The organism is Streptomyces sp. PsTaAH-124, assembly GCF_000373685.1.
Classification (GTDB): Bacteria; Actinomycetota; Actinomycetes; order Streptomycetales; family Streptomycetaceae; genus Streptomyces; species Streptomyces andamanensis.
This window is the reverse complement of the sequence record NZ_KB892179.1, coordinates 21524-38604: the sequence shown is the minus strand read 5'-3', so window position 1 is coordinate 38604 and position 17081 is coordinate 21524. Positions and strand designations below refer to the sequence as shown.

The following is a 17081-nucleotide window of genomic DNA, read 5'->3' as shown; positions in this document are numbered from 1 at the left end:
AGAGGATCCACGCAGAGGGTCCACGGCGAGAGAGAACGGGCGATGCCGCTCGAACTGGCTTCCAGCGCCCGGCTGCACGCGGTCGAGGCGAGTGGTGACGAGAGCAGGGTCGAGGGACCGCTGCGGGGCTACCACCACGAGACCTATGTGTTCCCGCTGGCGGGCGAGGCGGGCGCGCTGCGCCCCGGCCGGTGGAAGTGCCGGGAGCCGCGCGGCGACCTGCTCTGGTTCGACCGCCGCTGCTTCGCCTCCGAGGAGCAGCTGCTGTCCGCCCTGCGGGGGCGGATCGGCCGGATCCCGGAGCTGATCGAGGTCGGCGGCACCCGGCTCCAGCGGTTCATCGAGGGCCGCACGCTCGGCGCGCTGTGCCCGTCCGGCAACGCCGTACCGGGCGATCTGTTCCGGCAGACCGCCGCCCTGTTCGGCGAACTGATCGCGGTGACCCCGGGCATGCTCGCCGTGGAGCGCCGCTGCGCGGCCGAGGACCGCCCGGCCGACGGGGACACCGCCGCCTTCCTGGAGCGGCTGGTCCTCTTCGCCGAGGAGCGGGTCTACGCCCGCAACCTCGCGGAGTTCGGCGGCCTCTTCACCGATCTGCGGATCGACGCGGAGGTGTTCGAGCGGCTGCGCAAGCACCTCAAGGGGCTGCGCGAGCGCCCGTTCTGCCTGCTCCACGCCGATCTGCACCGGGAGAACTTCATCGTCGACGCGGAGCGCCGGCTGTGGACCATCGACTGGGAACTGGCCATGCTCGGCGATCCGCTGTACGACCTCGCCACCCATCTGTACCTGATGCGCTATCCGCGCTGGCAGGCGCGCCGGATGACGCAGGCGTGGTGCCGCACCGCCGAGGCCGTGCGCCCCGGCAGCTCACGCGGCTGGGAGCACGACCTCGGCCTCCTCGTGGACTTCAAGCGGGCCCAGTCGGTCTTCACCGACGTGATCCGTACGGCGCTGTCGCTCGGCTCCGGAGCGGAGCCCGACCGGCGCGGCCTCGCCGCGCTGGGCGGCAGGCTGCACCGGATCCTGGCGGCGGCCGCCCTCCCGCTGGCGCTGGAGTCGGTGCCCTCACCCGCCCGCGTCGCGGCCGCCCTCGCACGCTGGCACCGTACGCACGGACCGCACGGACCGCACGCGCCGCACGGCGCACGGCAGGGGCACCGCGCCCCGTGACCCGTCCGCACCCCGTGGCCCGTCCGCACCCCGTGGCCCGTGGCCCGTCCGCGGTGCACCGGCCCGGGAGGGCGCGGTGGGCGTGGCGCACGCGCGCCCACTGCCGTTCCGAGGTCAGGCCGGAGGGCCGGACGCACCAGGACCGGCATCGAGCAGGGGCAGCAACTGCTCCTCCTCGTAGGTGAGATGCGCCTCCAGCTCCTCGGTCAGCAGGACCACCTCGGCACGGGCGGCCGCCGCGCCGCCGTCGCCGGACCCGGCGCCCGAGACCGCCCGCCGCAGCCGCTCCACCAGCTCGGCGATCCGCACGTGCTCCGCGCGCAGCCGGTCGAGCACCGGGCCGTGCTCCGGGTACCGCTCGCCGAGGAACGGGAACAGCATGGTGTCCTCCCCGGTGTGATGGTGGTGCAGTCCCCGGCAGAAGGTGAGGCAGTTGACGCGCAGCTGGGCGCCGAGCGCGCTGCCGCCGGTGGTCATCTCCCGTCGTATCAGGGCGAGTTCGCGACGGAACGCGTCGTGCACCACCTTGATCGCCTCGCCGGGCGAGGAGGCGTTGACGGGCGGCGGCCCGCCGCGCCCGGCCTCGTACAGGGCGACCACGGGAATGACCCGCTCGGTCTTCTCCTGGTAGGCGGCCCAGCCGGGATCGGCCTCCACCGCCCGCGCGAAGGCGCGGTCGCGCTCCTCGCCGGCCAGCACCACCGCCCGCGCCTCGTAGGTGAACGCGCCGCTCTCCACGGTCGCGTGCGGACGGGCGAGGAGGTTGCGGTACCAGTCCGGGTGCCGGGGCGAACCGCCCGCCGAGGCGATGACCAGGACGCGGTCACCGCCGTCCGGGAGGTAGCCGACGGGGGTGGTGTGCGGGGCGCCGCTGCGGGCGCCGGTGGTGGTCAGCAGGAGCAGCCGGGCATGTTCGAAGGGGCCGGTGAGGCGTCCGCGGTGGGCGCGGAACTCGTCGATGACGTGCTGGTTGAAGTCGTTGGGCATGCGGTGCGGTGTCTGCTTTCTCCGTCGTGGGCTTCCGGCGCGCTGCGCCGCGGTGGAACGCGGTGCGCTGTGCGCGCCCTGCTGTGCTGTGCGGAAGGCACGGAGAAAACGGCGGGCTCCTCGCCCGCCTCGGCCTCACTCGGAGGCCGGGTACCCGACTCGCTCACGGCGCAAGGCCGACCCGGCAGTCATACCGCTGACCGTAGCGGGCCGGCCGGGCGCGGGCAACGTACTTTTGCCGGACGCCTCTTGGGGCCCCGGCGGACTAGGGTCACCCGCATGACCGACGCAGAGACGACCACCGCAGCGGACTTCCGGGACGTCCCCACCACCACCCTCGCCGACCTGCTGGGCCGCGAGCACGTCATCGACCCGGGGATCCACCCGCTGTGGCAGCCGGTGCCGCGGGTGGCGGGACCGGCGTTCACCGTGCGGTGCCCGCCCGGGGACAACCTCATGCTGCACGCCGCCATCCACCGCGCCGCGCCCGGCTCGGTGATCGTCGTGGAGTCCGGCGACCGCGAGTACGCCCTCGCCGGCGGCAACGTGTGCGCCGTGGCGCAGCGGCGGGGCATCGCCGCGTTCGTCGCCGACGGCCTCGTCCGCGACCTCGCCGAGGTGCGCGAGCTGGGCTTCCCGGTCTTCGCCCGCGGCACCGTCCCGATCCCCGGCGCCAAGTCGGCGGTACGCCCCCTCAACGAGCCCGTGCGCTGCGGCGGCGTCCTCGTCGCGGCGGGCGACGTCGTCGTCGCCGACGAGGAGGGCATCGTGACGGTCCCCGCCGCCCGCACCACCGAGATCCTCACCGCGGCCCGCGCCCGCCTCGCCAAGGAGGCCGCCCAATCCCTGGACGCCTGGGAGAAGGACCACCGCACCCGCATCGACACGATCCTCGCCGCACAGGGTTTCCAGGAGAGCTTCGAGTAGGCCGCGGCCGGCCCGCCACCCGCCTCCCGGCGCTGCCCTGCGCGCCCCGGAACACTCTTGCAAGCGCTGTGCTTGCAATTGTTAGCAAGGGTGGTGCATGGTGGAGGCATGGCATCGCTCAACGTCGGCAATCTCGGTGAGTACCTGCGCGAGCAGCGGCGCAACGCGCAGTTGTCGCTCAGGCAGCTCGCCGATGCCGCCGGGGTGTCCAATCCGTATCTGAGCCAGATCGAGCGCGGGCTGCGCAAGCCGAGTGCGGAGGTGTTGCAGCAGGTCGCCAAGGCGCTGCGGATCTCCGCCGAGACGCTGTACGTGCGGGCCGGCATCCTCGATGCCGAGCGCGACCGCGACGAGGTGGAGACACGCGCCGTCATCCTGGCGGACCCCACGCTCGACGAACGGCAGAAGCAGGTACTGCTCCAGATCTACGAGTCCTTCCGCAAGGAGAACGGGTTCGGGGGCGCCCGCCCGGACGGCCCCGGCGCCGACGGCGGTGTCATACCGCCCGGCCGCCCCGCGTCCGCCGAGCGCCACGACCGTACGTCCGGCGGCAGTGACGACGAACCGCGGGAGACGGCCGGCTGACCCCGGGGCCCGTACCGTACGGGCCCGGCGGCCGACCGCGGGACAGACCACCCTCATCCGAAAGCGATCCGGGAGGATCATCACCATGGCCATCGCCGACGACCTGCGCAAGACCCTCAGCGACCCCACCCCCCTCTACTTCGCCGCCGGCACCGCCGACCTCGCCCTGCGCCAGGCCCGCAAGGTGCCTGCCCTGGTGGAGCAGCTGGCCGCCGAGGCCCCGGCCAGGATCGACGCCGTGCGCAACACCGACCCGAAGGCCGTGCAGGAGCGGGCGACCGCCCGCGCGAAGGAGGCCGGCGCCCGCGTCAAGGAGACGCAGACGACCGTCCAGAGCCGGGTCACCGAGTTCCTGAACTCGCTGGACACCGACCTGAAGAAGCTCAGCACCAACTTCGACGCCGACCTCAAGCGGCTCGGCGAGAACGCCCAGGACCTCGCCCTGCGCGGGGTCGGCGTCGCCGCCGAGTACGCCGTACGGGCCCGGGAGACCTACGAGAAGGTCGCCGAGCATGGCGAGAAGACCGTCCGCACCTGGCGCGGCCAGGCCGCCGAGGGCATCGAGGACATCGCCGAGGAGGTCGAGGAACTGGCCGTCGCGGTCGAGCCCGAGCCCCGGCGGACCCGGCCCGAGCCGGTCGTGGTCAAGGACGAGAAGCCCGCCGCCGCGGCCGGACCGGCCGCCAAGCCCGCCGCCGCGAAGAAGGCGCCCGCGAAGAAGGCCCCGGCCGTGCGCCGGACCACCGGCGCCAACGCCCGCAAGACCACCCCGCCGCCCGCGAAGTAGAACCACCCCGCCGTCCGCGAAGTAGAAGCAGCGGACCGCCCGGACCGGCGGGCCGGGCACCCTTGGGGTGTCCGGCCCGTTCTCCGGGTACGGTGGCCGCACAGGAATCGGAGAGACGGGCGGTGGACGGCATGCTGATGTTGGGCTTCGCGGGGTTCCTGGGGATCCTGAAGATCCTGCTCATGGTCCTGGCCGCGTTCGGGCTGTGCGACGCCGCGATCCGGCGCGAGGACGCGTTCCGCGCGGCCGACAAGCAGAACAAGGCGTTCTGGCTGATCATCCTCGCCCTGGCGCTCGTCGTCAGCTATCTGTTCTCGATCCTGTCGTTCCTGCCGATCATCGGCGTGATCGCGAGCATCGTCTACATCGTCGACGTACGGCCCGCGGTCAAGCAGGTCTCCGGCGGCGGTGGCGGCGGCTGGGGCCGCCGACGCGGCGGCAGCAGCAGCGACGGTCCGTACGGGCCGTACAACGGCGGCCGGTAGGACCGCCGACCGCGGGGAGCCGCGCCGCGGTCCCCCGCGGTGGTGCGGCTTCCTACGGCTCCCGGTCCAGCAGGACCACCGCCACGTCGTCCGTCAGCTCCCCGCCGTTGAGGGTGCGGACCTCGTGGACCGCCTCCCGCAGCAGATCCTCGCCGCGCAGGCCCTCGGCCAGCTGGCGGCGGACCACCTCCAGCATGCCGTCCTGGCCGAGCCGCTCGCCGCCCCGACCGGTCCGGCCCTCGATCAGACCGTCCGTATAGAGCATCAGGCTCCAGCGGGGGCCCAGCTCCACCTGGAGCCGCGGCCAGCGCGCGCCGGACAGCACACCGAGCGCGGGGCCGTTGTTGTCGTAGGGCAGCAGTCTTGCGGGCCGGTCCGGTGTCATGACCAGCGGTGACGGATGCCCGGCCAGACACAGGCCCGCGCGGCGCCCGTCCGGCGCGATGTCCACCGTGCACAGCGTCGCGAAGATCTCGTCGTCCGGGCGCTCGTGCTCCAGCACCTGCTGCAACGTGTTCAGCAGATCGTCGCCGCACAGCCCGGCCAGCGTCAGCGCCCGCCAGGCGATACGCAGCTCCACGCCGAGCGCCGCCTCGTCGGGGCCGTGCCCGCAGACGTCGCCGATCATGGCGTGCACGGTGCCGTCGGGGGTGCGGACGGCGTCGTAGAAGTCACCGCCGAGCAGCGCGCGCGAGCGGCCGGGGCGGTAGCGGGCGGCGAACCGCAGCATCGAACCGTCCAGCAGGGGCGTCGGCAGCAGACCGCGCTCCAGGCGCCGGTTCTCCTGCGCGCGCAGCCGGCCCTCGGCGAGCCGCCGCTCGGCCGTGTCCGAGCGCTTGCGCTCCACCGCGTACCGGATGGCCCGGCTCAGCAGCGGTCCGTCCAGCTCGTCGCGGAGCAGATAGTCCTGGGCGCCGACGCGCACCGCCTCGGCGCCGCGCTCGGCGTCCCCGGACGCGGTGAGCGCGAGCACGGCGTGCCGGGGCGCCAGCTCCAGCACATGCCGCAGCACGGCCAGCTCGTCGTCGTCCGCGCCCGAGCGGCCCGGGGCGGGCAGCGTCAGGTCCAGCAGGATGCAGTGCACGTCGTCGGTGAGCAGCCGCTCGGCCTCGGTGAGGTTGCGGGCCGTGCGGACGCGGATCGGCTTGCCGGACGCGTCGAGCAGTTCGGGCACGATCGGCGAGCCGCCGGGGTCGTCCTCGATCAGCAGCAGCGTCAGCTGCGCGCCGGAGGGGCCGCCGCCGTGGGACACGTTCTGCGCCTGGCCGCTCTCCGCGGCCGGGATCTCTCTCTGCCGCGGTACGGGCACGGGCATCGTTTCGGTTCCTTCCCTCCCCCCGAGGGCATGGCGGGCACGAGGGACCTCGTTCCACCGACGGGGACCATAGCGGTAGTCGGCGCCGCGGGGGAATGGTGTGAGGCGCGTCGCTCGCGCTTCGGCCGCTGGCATATGCCGCGATCCGTACCGGAGTTGGTCAGCGCGTCGGCCGCCCCGGAATGACGAAGGTCACGTCCAGGGGGGTTTGGCGGCGGCCGGGGGTGCGGTGGATCACATGGCCCAGGTCACCGGTGCGGCACCGCGCGCGGCGCGGCGGGCCGGGAGGCGGGCGGCGTACTGGGGAAACGCGTGGCGGAGGACGCGGGGCGCGGTGCGGTGTCCGCCGGGGCGGGACAGGAGCGGGGCAGGGGGCGGCCGGGGACGGGGAGGGGTGCGCCGGTCCGCCCGGCCGAGTGTCGCTCGGGTGTCGTTCGGGTGCTGTTTGGCCGGTTCCGGCTTCCCGGTCCCGGGCTTCAGGGCTTCAGGGCTTCAGGGCCAGAATTCCTGGTGCCGGGTTCCTGGTGCTGCTGGATTCCCGGTCCCGGCCGGGGCGTGCGCCGGGCTGCCGGACCCCCTGTACGAGTCGTCCGTCCTCTCAGGACGCGTCCGGGCGTACGACCCCCAGGATCGGCATCGTGCCCGCGCCCGCGAGGGTCACCGTGCGGCCGGGGCGCGGGGCGTGGACGATCAGGCCCTTGCCGACGTACATCGCGACATGGCTGGCGTCGCCGAAGTAGATGATCAGGTCACCGGGCCGCATGTCCTTCACGGACACGTGCTTCAGCTGCTTCCACTGCTCCTGCGAGGTGCGCGGCACCGGATGACCGGCCGCCGCCCAGGCCTGCGAGGTCAGCCCGGAGCAGTCGTACGTCTTCGGGCCCTCGGCGCCCCACTCGTACGGCTTGCCGATCTGGGCCGTGGCGTACTGCACCGCCTTCTTGCCGGCCTCGGTCGCGCTGCCGCCGATCTCCTTGAGGATGCCGGTGCCCAGCCAGGCCGCCTGCGCCTGCTGGGCCGCCTCCCGCTCCAGCTGCGCCAGCCGCTCCTGCTGCCGCTTCTCCAGCCGGGCCTCCAGCTGCTCCGCCTCCTTGACCCGCGCCTGGATCCGCTTCTGCGCGGTGGCCTTGGCCTTGCGGTTGTCCTCCAGCTTGTGCAGCTGGTCGGCGGCGTCGGCGGCGTACTGCTGGAGGTCCTGCTGGGTGCGGGTCATCTCCTGGAGCAGGCCGCTGGTGGCCCGCTCGCCCTCCAGGACGCGGCCGGCCCCGTCGAGGAAGTGCTGCGGGTCGTTGCTCAGCAGCAGCTGGGCCTGGGGCGGCAGCCCGCCCGTGCGGTACTGGGCGCGGGCGGCGGCACCGGCCCGGTCCTTCAGCTCGTCCAGCTTCCGCTGCTGCTCGACGATCTTCTGGGACAGGCCGACGACCTCGGCGGACTGCCGCTTCGACTTCTCCTCGGCGGCGTTGTACGCGTCCGTGGCGACGGCGGCGTCGTGGTACAGCTCGTCCAGCTTGGTGCGGACGGCCTCCAGGTCCTGGTCCGGCGGGGCCGTGACGGGCGGGGCGGAGGGCGTGGAAGGTGTGGTGGCGGCGGGCGCCGTGGCCGTCGAGGTGGGCGCGGGGTCCGGTCCCGCGCTCGCGAACGCCGTGCCCGACGCCCCCAGTACGGTGACCGCGCAGACCACGGTCACGGCCACCGCGAGCACATTGCGCCTGCCCCGTCCCATACCCCGCCCCCAACTGATTTACCGTCAGTAACATGTGCCGTCCGGGGGATAGTGCCACGACGGCGCCCAAAACGACAGAGGCCGGTCGCCGATGCCCGCCCGCGCCGGTCCTCCGCCTGTGTGACGCGCGGCCCCCGAAGATCGTTCCCCGCAGGCCGCCACAGGCGCGACGGGCGGAGGTGAAGGGAGCACGGGAGGGGGCGCGCGAGGCATGCGGGATCCGGCGGTGTGCCTCGGGGCGGGCCACGGAAAACGCACCGGGGGCGGCTGGAGTCCGGCGCTCCCGGCTCAGCGGCGCGGCGCCAACGCCCCCCACTCCACCGTCACTTCCCCCTGCCGCCAGCGCCCCGGCCCGTCCGTCACCGGCCAGTCGGCCCTGAGGTCGCGCACCGCGCGAATCCAGCGCTGCCGCGCGCCGTAGGAGGCATAGGGCGCGGCGGCGGCCCAGGCACGGTCGAAGTCGCGCAGGAAGGCGTGCACCGGCTCGCCCGGCACATTGCGGTGGATCAGTGCCTTGGGGAGCCGCTCGGCGAGGTCGGACGGGCGGTGCAGGGAGCCGAGCCGAGTGGCGAAGGTCACGGTGCGCGGCCCCTCCGGGCCGAGCGCCACCCAGACGTGCCGACGCCCGATCTCGTCGCAGGTGCCCTCCACGAGCAGTCCCCCGCGCGCGTGCCCGTCCGCCGGGGCGAGCCGCGCGCACAGCCGTTCCCACACGGCGGCGACCTGGTCCTCGTCGTACTGCCGCAGCACGTTCGCCGCGCGGATGAGCTGCGGGCGCCGCGCGAGGGGCACCTCGAAGCCGCCGTGCCGGAAGACGAGCCCGTCGCGCTCGTAGGGGAGCGCGGCGGCGACCCGCGCCGGTTCGATCTCGACGCCCACCACGCGCGCGCGTGGAGCCACGGTGCGCAGCCGCTGGAGGAGTTCGACCGCCGTCCAGGGCGCGGCGCCGTAGCCGAGGTCGACGGCCACCGGCTCGTCGGCGCGCCGCAGCTCGGCGCCGTGCACGGCCGCGATCCAGCGGTCCATGCGGCGCAGCCGGTTGGGGTTGGTCGTGCCGCGCGTCACCGTCCCGACGACGGGAGCCCGCCCGCCCGGACCGCCCGAGCCGCTTCGCCCGCCCGAGCCGCTCCGCGCGTCCGGAGCGCCCGCACGGCTCGCACGGAGCTGGGCGCGGGGGGCGGAGGCTGCACGGGATGTCATGGATACGAGGGTATGGGGGCACTCGGCCCGGGACGCACGTCGTACACCACGTACACCGCGTGCATGCCCCCGTACACACCGCCGTACATGCCGACCGTCGAACAGCCGTACGCACCTCACCATCGAACGGTTGATCGAGATTGGTAATGATTGTGCAAAGACCCGGGCATCGGGAAGGGAGCCGCCCCCGACGGCGTTGCCCCCTGAAGGGCGCACCGCGCCCCGGGTCCGGCATGCCCGCAGCAAGGAGGAACGCCACGTGAGCCAGTACGTCGGCAGGCTCGGGCGCCGCTCGTCGTCGGCTCCCGCGCGGCTGCGGCTCTACCGCAGGCCCCGGCGCGTCGCCATGCTCTCCGTGCACACCTCACCGCTCCACCAGCCCGGCACCGGCGACGCCGGCGGCATGAACGTCTACATCGTCGAGCTGGCCCAGCGCCTGGCCGCCCAGGGCATCGAGGTGGAGATATTCACCCGGGCCACCACGGGCGGCCTGCCGCCCCGCGTCGACCTCGCGCCCGGCGTCCTGGTCCGCCATGTGGACGCCGGTCCGTACGAGGGACTCGCCAAGGAGGAACTGCCCGCCCAGCTGTGCGCCTTCACGCACGGCGTGATGCAGGCCTGGGCGGGGCACCGCCCCGGCCACTACGACCTCGTCCACTCGCACTACTGGCTCTCCGGGCACGTCGGCTGGCTCGCCGCCCAGCGCTGGGGCGTCCCCCTGGTGCACGCCATGCACACCATGGCCAAGGTCAAGAACGCCAGCCTCGCCGACGGCGACACCCCCGAGCCCGCCGCCCGCGTCATCGGGGAGACCCAGATCGTCGCCGCCTCCGACCGGCTGATCGCCAACACCGAGGACGAGGCCGGTGAACTGGTGCGCCACTACACCGCCGACCCGGCCAAGGTCGCCGTGGTCCACCCGGGCGTCAACCTCGACCGCTTCCGCCCCGGTGACGGCCGCGCCGCCGCCCGCGCCCGCCTCGGCCTGCCCCAGGACGCCCTGATCCCGCTCTTCGCCGGCCGCATCCAGCCGCTCAAGGCCCCCGACGTGCTGCTCAGGGCCGTGGGCGTGCTGCTCGACGAGCGGCCCGACCTGCGCTCACGCATCGTCGTACCGGTGGTCGGCGGCCCCAGCGGCAGCGGCCTCGCCAAGCCCGAGGGGTTGCAGAAGCTGGCCGCCCGGCTGGGCATCGCCGATGTCGTACGGTTCCGGCCGCCGGTCGGGCAGGACCAGCTCGCCGACTGGTTCCGGGCCGCGTCCGTGCTGGTCATGCCCTCCTACAGCGAGTCCTTCGGGCTGGTCGCGATCGAGGCCCAGGCCACCGGTACCCCGGTGCTCGCGGCGGCGGTCGGCGGCCTGCCGGTGGCCGTCCGGCACGGCGAGACCGGCTTCCTGGTCCAGGGACACGAACCGGCCGCCTACGCGCGCGTGCTGCGCGAGTTCGCCGACCATCCGGAGCTCGTCGACCGCACGGGCGCCGCCGCCGCCCGGCACGCCCGCTCCTTCGGCTGGGACGCCTCGGCGGCGGCCACGGCCGAGGTGTACACGGCCGCGCTCCAGTCGTACCGGCGTCGCGTACGCTCCCACCATGGCTGAGACGGACGAGGCGGGCGGGACGGACGGTCACACCGGCGCGGATGCCGGAGCAGGTGCGGGTGCCGGAGGCGAGGCGGAGCGCGCCGCGCGCACCCTCGAAGCCGCCTTCGAGGACACCGGCCTGGAGTGGGAGAGCCCGCGGCCCGGCACCTATGTGGTCAAGCTCCCCGGCACCCGCAAGCTCTCCACCACGGTCTCCTTCCTGGCGGGCCGCCACACCCTCTCGCTGAACGCCTTCGTGATCCGCCACCCCGACGAGAACGAGGCGGGCGTCCACCGCTGGCTCCTCGAACGCAACCTGCGGATGTACGGCGTGAGTTACGCCGTCGACCGGCTCGGCGACATCTACGTCACCGCCCGGCTGTCCCTCGCCTCCGTCACCGCCGACGAGATCGACCGGCTGCTCGGCCAGGTCCTGGAGGCGGCCGACGGCGCCTTCAACACCCTCCTCGAACTGGGCTTCGCCTCCGCGATCCGCAAGGAGTACGCCTGGCGGACCTCCCGCGGGGAGTCCACGCGGAACCTGGACGCGTTCACCCACCTGATCGAACGCCAGGCCCCCGGAAGCGCCCCGGAGTGACCCCGACCAGCCGCTTGAAGTGCCGGGTCAGATGGGCCTGGTCGTAGAAGCCGGTCACCGACGCGACCTCACCGGGCGCCAGCCCGTCCAGCAGCAGCCGGCGCGCCCGCCCGACCCGGCGGGACATCAGGTACTGGTGCGGGGCGATGCCGTACGCGCCGCTGAACGCCCGTACCAGATGCGCCGGATGGGCGTGCAGCAGCCGGGCTGCCTCCTCCAGCGGGACACCGGCCACCACCCGCGCGTCGAGCAGCTCCCGCAGCCGCCGCGCGAGCACCGGGTCCCGCCGCTCCAGGCGCGCGGAGGCGTCCGTCCGGTGGCGGCGCAGATGGTCCCGCAGCCGTCCGCCGACGAGCGCCAGACGGCTCTCCGCCTCCAGTTCGTCGCCGCGTCGGCCGAGGGCGGAGTGCAACTGCCCGACGCGCCGCCGCAGCACCGGGTCCCGCAGCTCGGGCCCGTCCACGGCCGCCCCGATCAGCTCCTCGCCCAGCCGGCTGCTGTCCAGGTACACGACCCGCTTGCGGAAGCCGCCCGGCGCCGCCGGTGAGCCGTTGTGCGGCACGTGCGGCGGCAGCAGCGTCACCGTGTCGTGCGGGGTGCCGTGCTCGTGCCGGTCGAGGTCGTACCGTACGGCGCCGTCGTCCACGACCAGCAGCGTCCACGCCTCGTGCACGTGCATCGGGTAGGCGTAGCCGGTGAAGTGCGCGTGCAGGACCTCCACGACGCCCGGGACACCGGGGCGCCAGGCGGAGACGTCCCGGCGGGCCGCCGGGGCTTCCTGGGGTGCCTGTCGCTGGTCGGCCACGGGTCGAACGTACCGCGCAAAGAACGTACAAGACGACGGCGTACGCGGCCCGGGAGCCTCGTCCCATGAACGAAGAGCCCGCCCGCCCCGAGCCCGCCGCCCCCGAAGCCACCGCTCCCGGGGCCACCGCCCCCGCGCCCGTCCGCTTCGACACGAAGATCGCCGTACTGCTGCGCGAGGACCTGGAGACCTGGCAGCGCCTGAACGTGACCGCCTTCCTGGTCAGCGGCCTGGGCACCACGGTCCCGGAGGTGGTCGGCGAGCCGTACGCGGACGCCGACGACGTGTCCTACCTGCCCATGTTCCGCCAGCCGGTGCTGGTCTTCGAGGGCACCAAGGAGACCCTGGCGGCGGCCCACGGCCGGGCCCTGTCCCGCGCCCTCCCGCGCGCCCTGTTCACCACCGACCTCTTCGCCACCGGCAACGACCGCGACAACCGCGCGGCGGTACGGGCCGCACGGACCGCCGACCTGGACCTGGCGGGCCTGGCGGTGTACGGCCCGCGCAACGCGGTGGACAAGGTGATGAAGGGGGCGCGGATGCACCCGTGAGAGGAGACGCCCGTCGGGGCACAGGTCGCAGGTCGCAGGTCGCAGGTCGCAGGTCGCAGGTCGCAGGCCACAGGTCACGCGGTACCGGCCTCGGCGGAGGGGCGGGCCTCGGCGGAGGGGCGGGCGTCGGCGACCGCCCGATCCACCGCACCGGCACCCGCGAGCCCCTTCTCGCCGTCCTGGCCGCTCTGGCCGTCGAGGTACGGACGGTCGTCCTCCTGCGGCAGGCTCCGCATGAGGGCGCCGTACCCGACGGCGGCGGCGGTCCCCACGACCGCGCACATCCCCCACAGCCACTGGGCGCCGAACCGGTCGATGACCGCGCCGGACATCAACGGGGCGACGAGGGCGGCCAGCGACCAGGACAGGGTGTAGACGCCTTGGTAGCGGCCGCGCCCGTGGACGGGGGAGAGGCGGACGACCAGCCCGGTCTGGGTCGGTGCGTTGATCATCTCGCCCAGTGTCCAGACGCACACGGTCAGGGCGAAGACACCGACCGACCCGGCGAAGGCGGTGAGCCCGAACCCGTACCCGGCCAGCAGGGAGGAGACGACGAGCAGCCGCTTGGGGTCCCGGTGCTCGATGAGCCGGGTGACCGGGATCTGGAGGGCGACGATGAGGATGCCGTTGACGGCGATGGCCAGACCGTAGTCGGCGGGCGTGAACCCGGCCCGGCCCATCGCCACCGGCAGCCCGACAGCCCCCTGCTGGAAGACCACCGCGACCAGGAAGGACAGCCCCACGACGCTCATGAAGCGGCGGTCGCGCAGCACGGCCACCAGCCCCACGGACGCCTCCGCGCCCGCCTCCGGGCCGGACTCGCCGCCGTCGCTGCCGGGCCGGGACTCGGGCAGCTTGAGGAAGACGACGATCGCGCAGGCCAGGGTCATCGCGGCCTCGATCAGGAACCCGGCCAGATAGCTGAACTCGGCGATGAAACCGGCGGCCATGGAGGAGACGGCGAAGCCGAGGTTGATCGCCCAGTAGTTGAGCGAGAAGGCGCGCACCCGGTCCTCGGGCCGCACGATGTCCGCCATCATCGCCTGCACGGCCGGACGGGAGGCGTTGGAGGCCATGCCGACCAGGAAGGCGACACCGGCGATGGAGACCGGGTCGCGCACGAAGCCGAGCAGCGCGACGGAGAGGGCCGTCGACGCCTGCGCGATCAGCAGGGTGGGCCGCCGCCCCAGCCGGTCGGCCATCACGCCCCCGCCGAGCGACGAGACGACCCCGCCCAGCCCGTGCAGCGAGGCGACCAGACCGGCGTAGGAGGCGGAGTACCCCCGGTCGAGGGTGAGGTAGAGCGCCATGAACGTGGCGACGAAGGCGCCGAGCCGGTTGACCAGGGTGCTTGTCCACAGCCACCAGAACTCGCGGGGGAGCCCCGAGACCGTCTCGCGGGCGGCACGCCGGAGACCGGCGGCGCGTCTGGGACTGGTGACGGACATGGACGACCCCCGGATGTAAGTGGCTGCTGCTCGTAGCGCGACTTACGCGCCCGCCGTACGCACAACCTACGAGCCGGGCCCGCCGCCCAACCAGTCAATTAACAGAAGCCGTCAACTGTCGGCGGCACGCCCCGGCGGACCGCCTCCCAGGGACCGGCCCCTGTCCGCCTGCCGGGCGCACGGGCGGCGCGCCGAATGCGTGGATTAGGCTCGGAGACATGGCCGACGCACCGTACAAGCTGATCCTCCTCCGCCACGGCGAGAGCGAGTGGAACGCGAAGAACCTGTTCACCGGCTGGGTGGACGTCAACCTCAACGAGAAGGGCGAGAAGGAGGCGGTCCGCGGCGGTGAGCTGCTCAAGGACGCCGGCCTGCTGCCCGACGTGGTCCACACGTCCCTCCAGAAGCGCGCGATCCGCACGGCCCAGCTCGCTCTGGAGGCCGCCGACCGCCACTGGATCCCCGTCCACCGCTCCTGGCGCCTGAACGAGCGCCACTACGGCGCCCTCCAGGGCAAGGACAAGGCCCAGACGCTGGCGGAGTTCGGCGAGGAGCAGTTCATGCTCTGGCGCCGCTCCTACGACACCCCGCCGCCGCCGCTGCCCCGCGACGCGGAGTTCTCGCAGTTCGACGACGCGCGCTACGCGACCCTCCCGCCGGAGCTGCGCCCGCAGACGGAGTGCCTCAAGGACGTCGTCACCCGCATGCTGCCGTACTGGTTCGACAGCATCGTCCCCGACCTCCTCACCGGCCGCACGGTCCTCGTCGCCGCCCACGGCAACAGCCTGCGCGCCCTGGTCAAGCACCTCGACCAGATCTCCGACGCCGACATCGCCGGCCTCAACATCCCCACCGGCATCCCCCTCGCCTACGACCTCGACGCCGACTTCCGCCCCCTCAACCCGGGCGGCACCTACCTCGACCCGGACGCGGCCGCCGCGGCGATCGAGGCCGTGAAGAACCAGGGCATGAAGAAGTAACGCCCGCTTGATAAGCCCCCTGCCTGCGGTTTCCCCGCGAGCGGGGGGCTTGTTGCTGTGCTGGGGCTGTCGCTGGGCCGTCGGCCGGATGACCGGACCGCGTCGTTCTCGTGGCCCTGCGGCCGGCCGCCGCCTTACGAGTCCGTTGCCTGCCGGACGACGTCCGGTGCGTGTGCGCACGGAGCGTCAGCCCCGGCGCCAGGCGCCCCGGAAGGCCAGGCTTCGGCCATGACGAAGGAGACGGCGGTTCCACCGAAATGGCTGGGGGCGGAACGCCAGGACGCGGCGAGGTGGTCGACCAGGAGCAGACCGCGTCCGTGCGGGTCGTCGAAGCCTGGTCGGCGGAGGCGCACGCGCGCCGGGAGCCCCGGATCGTGCACCACCACCCGCAGCGAGGAACCCTCCCGGAACCACTCGATCCGTACGAGCCCCGCCTCGCTGTCGGACCGCCCGTGGACGATCGCGTTGGTCACCAGCTCGGAGATCATCAGCACACAGTCGTCGATCGAGCAGAGTGGGCGATAGGGCGCGATGAACCTCCGGAACCAGCTTCGGGCTCGGGGCACGGACTCTGGAGACGGCGGTAAGGCCATCATGCCCAGCCTCGGTGACTCCTCACAGGGATACCGGTCGACAACGAAGGTCACGCGTACTCACTCCTTGTCGCGTTATCTCTCTAGAGATGTCAATCGAACGCCTGGGCGGCAACCCGGGCACGGGGATCCAGCGGCTGTAACTACGTTCAGCAAGAGACCCCTCGACCTATGGCCTAGGGTGTCTAGAGAAGCGAGGAGGACTCCGGAATGGCCACTACCGACGAGGACCGTCGGCCCAAGTACCAGCGGATCGCGGACACTCTGCGCGAGGCGATCCGGTCGGGCGAGTACGGTCCCGGTGACCGGCTTCCGGGAGAGAACGACCTCATGGCCACGTACGGCGTGGCCCGTATGACCGCTCGTCAGGCTCTGAGCGTGCTGCGAGAGGAAGGCGTGGCCGAAGCCCGCAAGGGCGCTGGTGTGTTCGTCCGGGCCTTCCGCCCGATCCGCCGCCGGGGCATCGACCGGCTGACCCGCGACCAGTGGGGCAACGGCCGTTCCGTCTGGTCGGCGGAGATCGAGAACCGGGCCCTTGAGGTCGACCAGATCACCGTGTCCGAGGAAGCGGCGCCTGACCGTATCAGGGCGGTCCTGAACCTCTCCGACGACGGAACGACGTGTGTGAGACGCCGGCGGTTCGTGCTGGACGACAAGCCGGTCCTGCTGGCGACGAGCTACCTCCCCACGTCCCTGGTGGCCGGTTCCGCGATCACTCAGGAGGACACCGGCCCCGGCGGGACGTACGCCAGACTCGCGGAACTCGGCCACCAGCCAGTGCACTTCCGCGAAGAGATCCGCTCCCGCATGCCCTCGAAGGACGAGGCCGCACAGCTGAGGATGTCCGCGGGCACCCCGGTCATCCTGATCTGCCGCACCGCCTTCACGGCCGAGGGCGACCCCGTTGAGGTCAACGAAATGACCCTGGACGCCGCCTCGTACGTCCTGGAGTACGACTTCGACGCAACCCCGCGGACCGCCGGGGGTGACATGCCGAACCCCGCGTGAAACTCGGCGGGTTCCGAGCTGGACGCCGTGACCTGCTGTCTGCGATGGCGGACCGCTTCTCTGAGATCACCTCCGCAGAGGAGTTCGTCCGGCTGGGGCAGAGCGAGGACCCGGCGGAGTACGACCGCTCGGCGCGGGCAGCTCTTCCACTGCCCGTCTGGTGGGATCTGGTGCGCAACCACCCCGACATGAGCTGATCACGGATCCGGACTGGCGGGCCCGCGACCGTGTGGCGAGCAAGCGCAACTGCCCACCTGAGCTGCTGGAACGGTTGGCAGACGGTCCACATGACTCTGCGCGGAGGCTCGTTGCAGGCCATCCACGCGCGCCGCGCTCA

The 17081-nt window shown here is 73.2% G+C and carries 17 protein-coding genes and 1 pseudogene; 11 read left to right on the top strand and 7 right to left on the bottom strand.

Going from position 1 to position 17081, the window contains the following annotated elements:
- Positions 1-42 precede the first annotated feature (42 nt).
- Positions 43-1173 (top strand): phosphotransferase, encoded by a 1131-nt coding sequence (locus tag B086_RS0122925; RefSeq protein ID WP_018568771.1) that lies wholly within the window; start codon positions 43-45, stop codon positions 1171-1173.
- Between the two features lie 114 nt (positions 1174-1287).
- Here B086_RS0122925 and B086_RS0122920 read toward each other — a convergent pair whose 3' ends face one another.
- Positions 1288-2160: a nitroreductase/quinone reductase family protein gene (locus B086_RS0122920; RefSeq protein ID WP_018568770.1), complete on the bottom strand. Its 873-nt coding sequence runs from the start codon at positions 2158-2160 to the stop codon at positions 1288-1290.
- Between the two features lie 279 nt (positions 2161-2439).
- On the opposite strand from B086_RS0122920, the gene B086_RS0122915 reads away from it, so the two are divergent.
- From B086_RS0122915 to B086_RS0122900, 4 genes are all read left to right on the top strand, one after another.
- On the top strand, positions 2440-3087 hold the full coding sequence (locus tag B086_RS0122915) for an RraA family protein (RefSeq protein WP_018568769.1): 648 nt from the start codon (positions 2440-2442) through the stop codon (positions 3085-3087).
- 108 nt (positions 3088-3195) lie between these two features.
- Positions 3196-3672 (top strand): helix-turn-helix domain-containing protein, encoded by a 477-nt coding sequence (locus B086_RS0122910; protein ID WP_018568768.1) that lies wholly within the window; start codon positions 3196-3198, stop codon positions 3670-3672.
- A gap of 85 nt (positions 3673-3757) precedes the next feature.
- The gene (locus B086_RS0122905; RefSeq protein WP_018568767.1) at positions 3758-4459 is read left to right on the top strand and encodes a hypothetical protein; all 702 of its coding nucleotides are present in this window, start codon (positions 3758-3760) and stop codon (positions 4457-4459) included.
- A gap of 131 nt (positions 4460-4590) precedes the next feature.
- Positions 4591-4944, top strand: coding sequence for a DUF2516 family protein (locus tag B086_RS0122900; RefSeq protein WP_037873825.1), 354 nt, complete (start codon positions 4591-4593; stop codon positions 4942-4944).
- 52 nt (positions 4945-4996) lie between these two features.
- Here the strand turns inward: B086_RS0122900 and B086_RS0122895 are convergent, their stop codons facing one another.
- From B086_RS0122895 to B086_RS0122885, 3 genes are all read right to left on the bottom strand, one after another.
- Positions 4997-6259 (bottom strand): PP2C family protein-serine/threonine phosphatase, encoded by a 1263-nt coding sequence (locus B086_RS0122895; RefSeq protein WP_018568765.1) that lies wholly within the window; start codon positions 6257-6259, stop codon positions 4997-4999.
- 598 nt (positions 6260-6857) lie between these two features.
- On the bottom strand, positions 6858-7982 hold the full coding sequence (locus tag B086_RS0122890) for a C40 family peptidase (RefSeq protein ID WP_026252677.1): 1125 nt from the start codon (positions 7980-7982) through the stop codon (positions 6858-6860).
- 288 nt (positions 7983-8270) lie between these two features.
- Complete coding sequence (locus tag B086_RS0122885; RefSeq protein ID WP_051115898.1) at positions 8271-9008, bottom strand: hypothetical protein; 738 nt, start codon at positions 9006-9008, stop codon at positions 8271-8273.
- A gap of 433 nt (positions 9009-9441) precedes the next feature.
- On the opposite strand from B086_RS0122885, the gene mshA reads away from it, so the two are divergent.
- Positions 9442-10779: a D-inositol-3-phosphate glycosyltransferase gene (mshA, locus tag B086_RS0122880; protein WP_018568762.1), complete on the top strand. Its 1338-nt coding sequence runs from the start codon at positions 9442-9444 to the stop codon at positions 10777-10779.
- On the top strand, positions 10772-11359 hold the full coding sequence (locus B086_RS0122875) for a YbjN domain-containing protein (protein WP_018568761.1): 588 nt from the start codon (positions 10772-10774) through the stop codon (positions 11357-11359). The genes mshA and B086_RS0122875 overlap by 8 nt, the downstream gene beginning before the upstream one ends.
- Here B086_RS0122875 and B086_RS0122870 read toward each other — a convergent pair.
- On the bottom strand, positions 11313-12164 hold the full coding sequence (locus B086_RS0122870; RefSeq protein ID WP_018568760.1) for a helix-turn-helix domain-containing protein: 852 nt from the start codon (positions 12162-12164) through the stop codon (positions 11313-11315). The genes B086_RS0122875 and B086_RS0122870 overlap by 47 nt on opposite strands.
- 65 nt (positions 12165-12229) lie before the next feature.
- Here B086_RS0122870 and B086_RS0122865 point away from each other — a divergent pair, with 65 nt between their 5' ends.
- Entirely contained in the window at positions 12230-12715 is a 486-nt protein-coding gene (locus B086_RS0122865) for a DUF2000 domain-containing protein (RefSeq protein WP_018568759.1), read from the top strand.
- A gap of 74 nt (positions 12716-12789) precedes the next feature.
- On the opposite strand, the gene B086_RS0122860 is transcribed toward B086_RS0122865, so the two are convergent.
- Positions 12790-14163, bottom strand: a complete 1374-nt coding sequence (locus tag B086_RS0122860; RefSeq protein WP_018568758.1) for an MDR family MFS transporter — start codon at positions 14161-14163, stop codon at positions 12790-12792.
- Between the two features lie 218 nt (positions 14164-14381).
- Between B086_RS0122860 and B086_RS0122855 the strand changes: the two genes are divergently transcribed.
- Entirely contained in the window at positions 14382-15143 is a 762-nt protein-coding gene (locus B086_RS0122855) for a phosphoglyceromutase (protein ID WP_018568757.1), read from the top strand.
- 209 nt (positions 15144-15352) lie between these two features.
- Here the strand turns inward: B086_RS0122855 and B086_RS0122850 are convergent.
- A pseudogene (locus B086_RS0122850) lies at positions 15353-15736 on the bottom strand (ATP-binding protein); the annotation flags it as partial.
- Positions 15737-15946: 210 nt separating this feature from the next.
- On the opposite strand from B086_RS0122850, the gene B086_RS0122845 reads away from it, so the two are divergent.
- Together B086_RS0122845 and B086_RS44655 are read left to right on the top strand one after the other, a co-directional pair.
- Positions 15947-16744 (top strand): GntR family transcriptional regulator, encoded by a 798-nt coding sequence (locus B086_RS0122845; protein ID WP_018568755.1) that lies wholly within the window; start codon positions 15947-15949, stop codon positions 16742-16744.
- Between the two features lie 44 nt (positions 16745-16788).
- Positions 16789-16941 carry a hypothetical protein gene (locus B086_RS44655; protein ID WP_018568754.1) on the top strand — a complete coding sequence of 51 codons (153 nt, stop codon included), beginning with the start codon at positions 16789-16791 and terminating at the stop codon, positions 16939-16941.
- Positions 16942-17081 lie beyond the last annotated feature (140 nt).

Coding starts and splice junctions, on each gene's coding strand:
- B086_RS0122925 (WP_018568771.1), top strand. CDS start 43: ATGCCGCTCGAACTGGCTTCCAGCGCCCGGCTGCACGCGGTCGAGGCG.
- B086_RS0122920 (WP_018568770.1), bottom strand. CDS start 2,160: ATGCCCAACGACTTCAACCAGCACGTCATCGACGAGTTCCGCGCCCAC.
- B086_RS0122915 (WP_018568769.1), top strand. CDS start 2,440: ATGACCGACGCAGAGACGACCACCGCAGCGGACTTCCGGGACGTCCCC.
- B086_RS0122910 (WP_018568768.1), top strand. CDS start 3,196: ATGGCATCGCTCAACGTCGGCAATCTCGGTGAGTACCTGCGCGAGCAG.
- B086_RS0122905 (WP_018568767.1), top strand. CDS start 3,758: ATGGCCATCGCCGACGACCTGCGCAAGACCCTCAGCGACCCCACCCCC.
- B086_RS0122900 (WP_037873825.1), top strand. CDS start 4,591: ATGCTGATGTTGGGCTTCGCGGGGTTCCTGGGGATCCTGAAGATCCTG.
- B086_RS0122895 (WP_018568765.1), bottom strand. CDS start 6,259: ATGCCCGTGCCCGTACCGCGGCAGAGAGAGATCCCGGCCGCGGAGAGC.
- B086_RS0122890 (WP_026252677.1), bottom strand. CDS start 7,982: ATGGGACGGGGCAGGCGCAATGTGCTCGCGGTGGCCGTGACCGTGGTC.
- B086_RS0122885 (WP_051115898.1), bottom strand. CDS start 9,008: ATGGACCGCTGGATCGCGGCCGTGCACGGCGCCGAGCTGCGGCGCGCC.
- B086_RS0122875 (WP_018568761.1), top strand. CDS start 10,772: ATGGCTGAGACGGACGAGGCGGGCGGGACGGACGGTCACACCGGCGCG.
- B086_RS0122865 (WP_018568759.1), top strand. CDS start 12,230: ATGAACGAAGAGCCCGCCCGCCCCGAGCCCGCCGCCCCCGAAGCCACC.
- B086_RS0122860 (WP_018568758.1), bottom strand. CDS start 14,163: ATGTCCGTCACCAGTCCCAGACGCGCCGCCGGTCTCCGGCGTGCCGCC.
- B086_RS0122855 (WP_018568757.1), top strand. CDS start 14,382: ATGGCCGACGCACCGTACAAGCTGATCCTCCTCCGCCACGGCGAGAGC.
- B086_RS0122845 (WP_018568755.1), top strand. CDS start 15,947: ATGGCCACTACCGACGAGGACCGTCGGCCCAAGTACCAGCGGATCGCG.
- B086_RS44655 (WP_018568754.1), top strand. CDS start 16,789: ATGGCGGACCGCTTCTCTGAGATCACCTCCGCAGAGGAGTTCGTCCGG.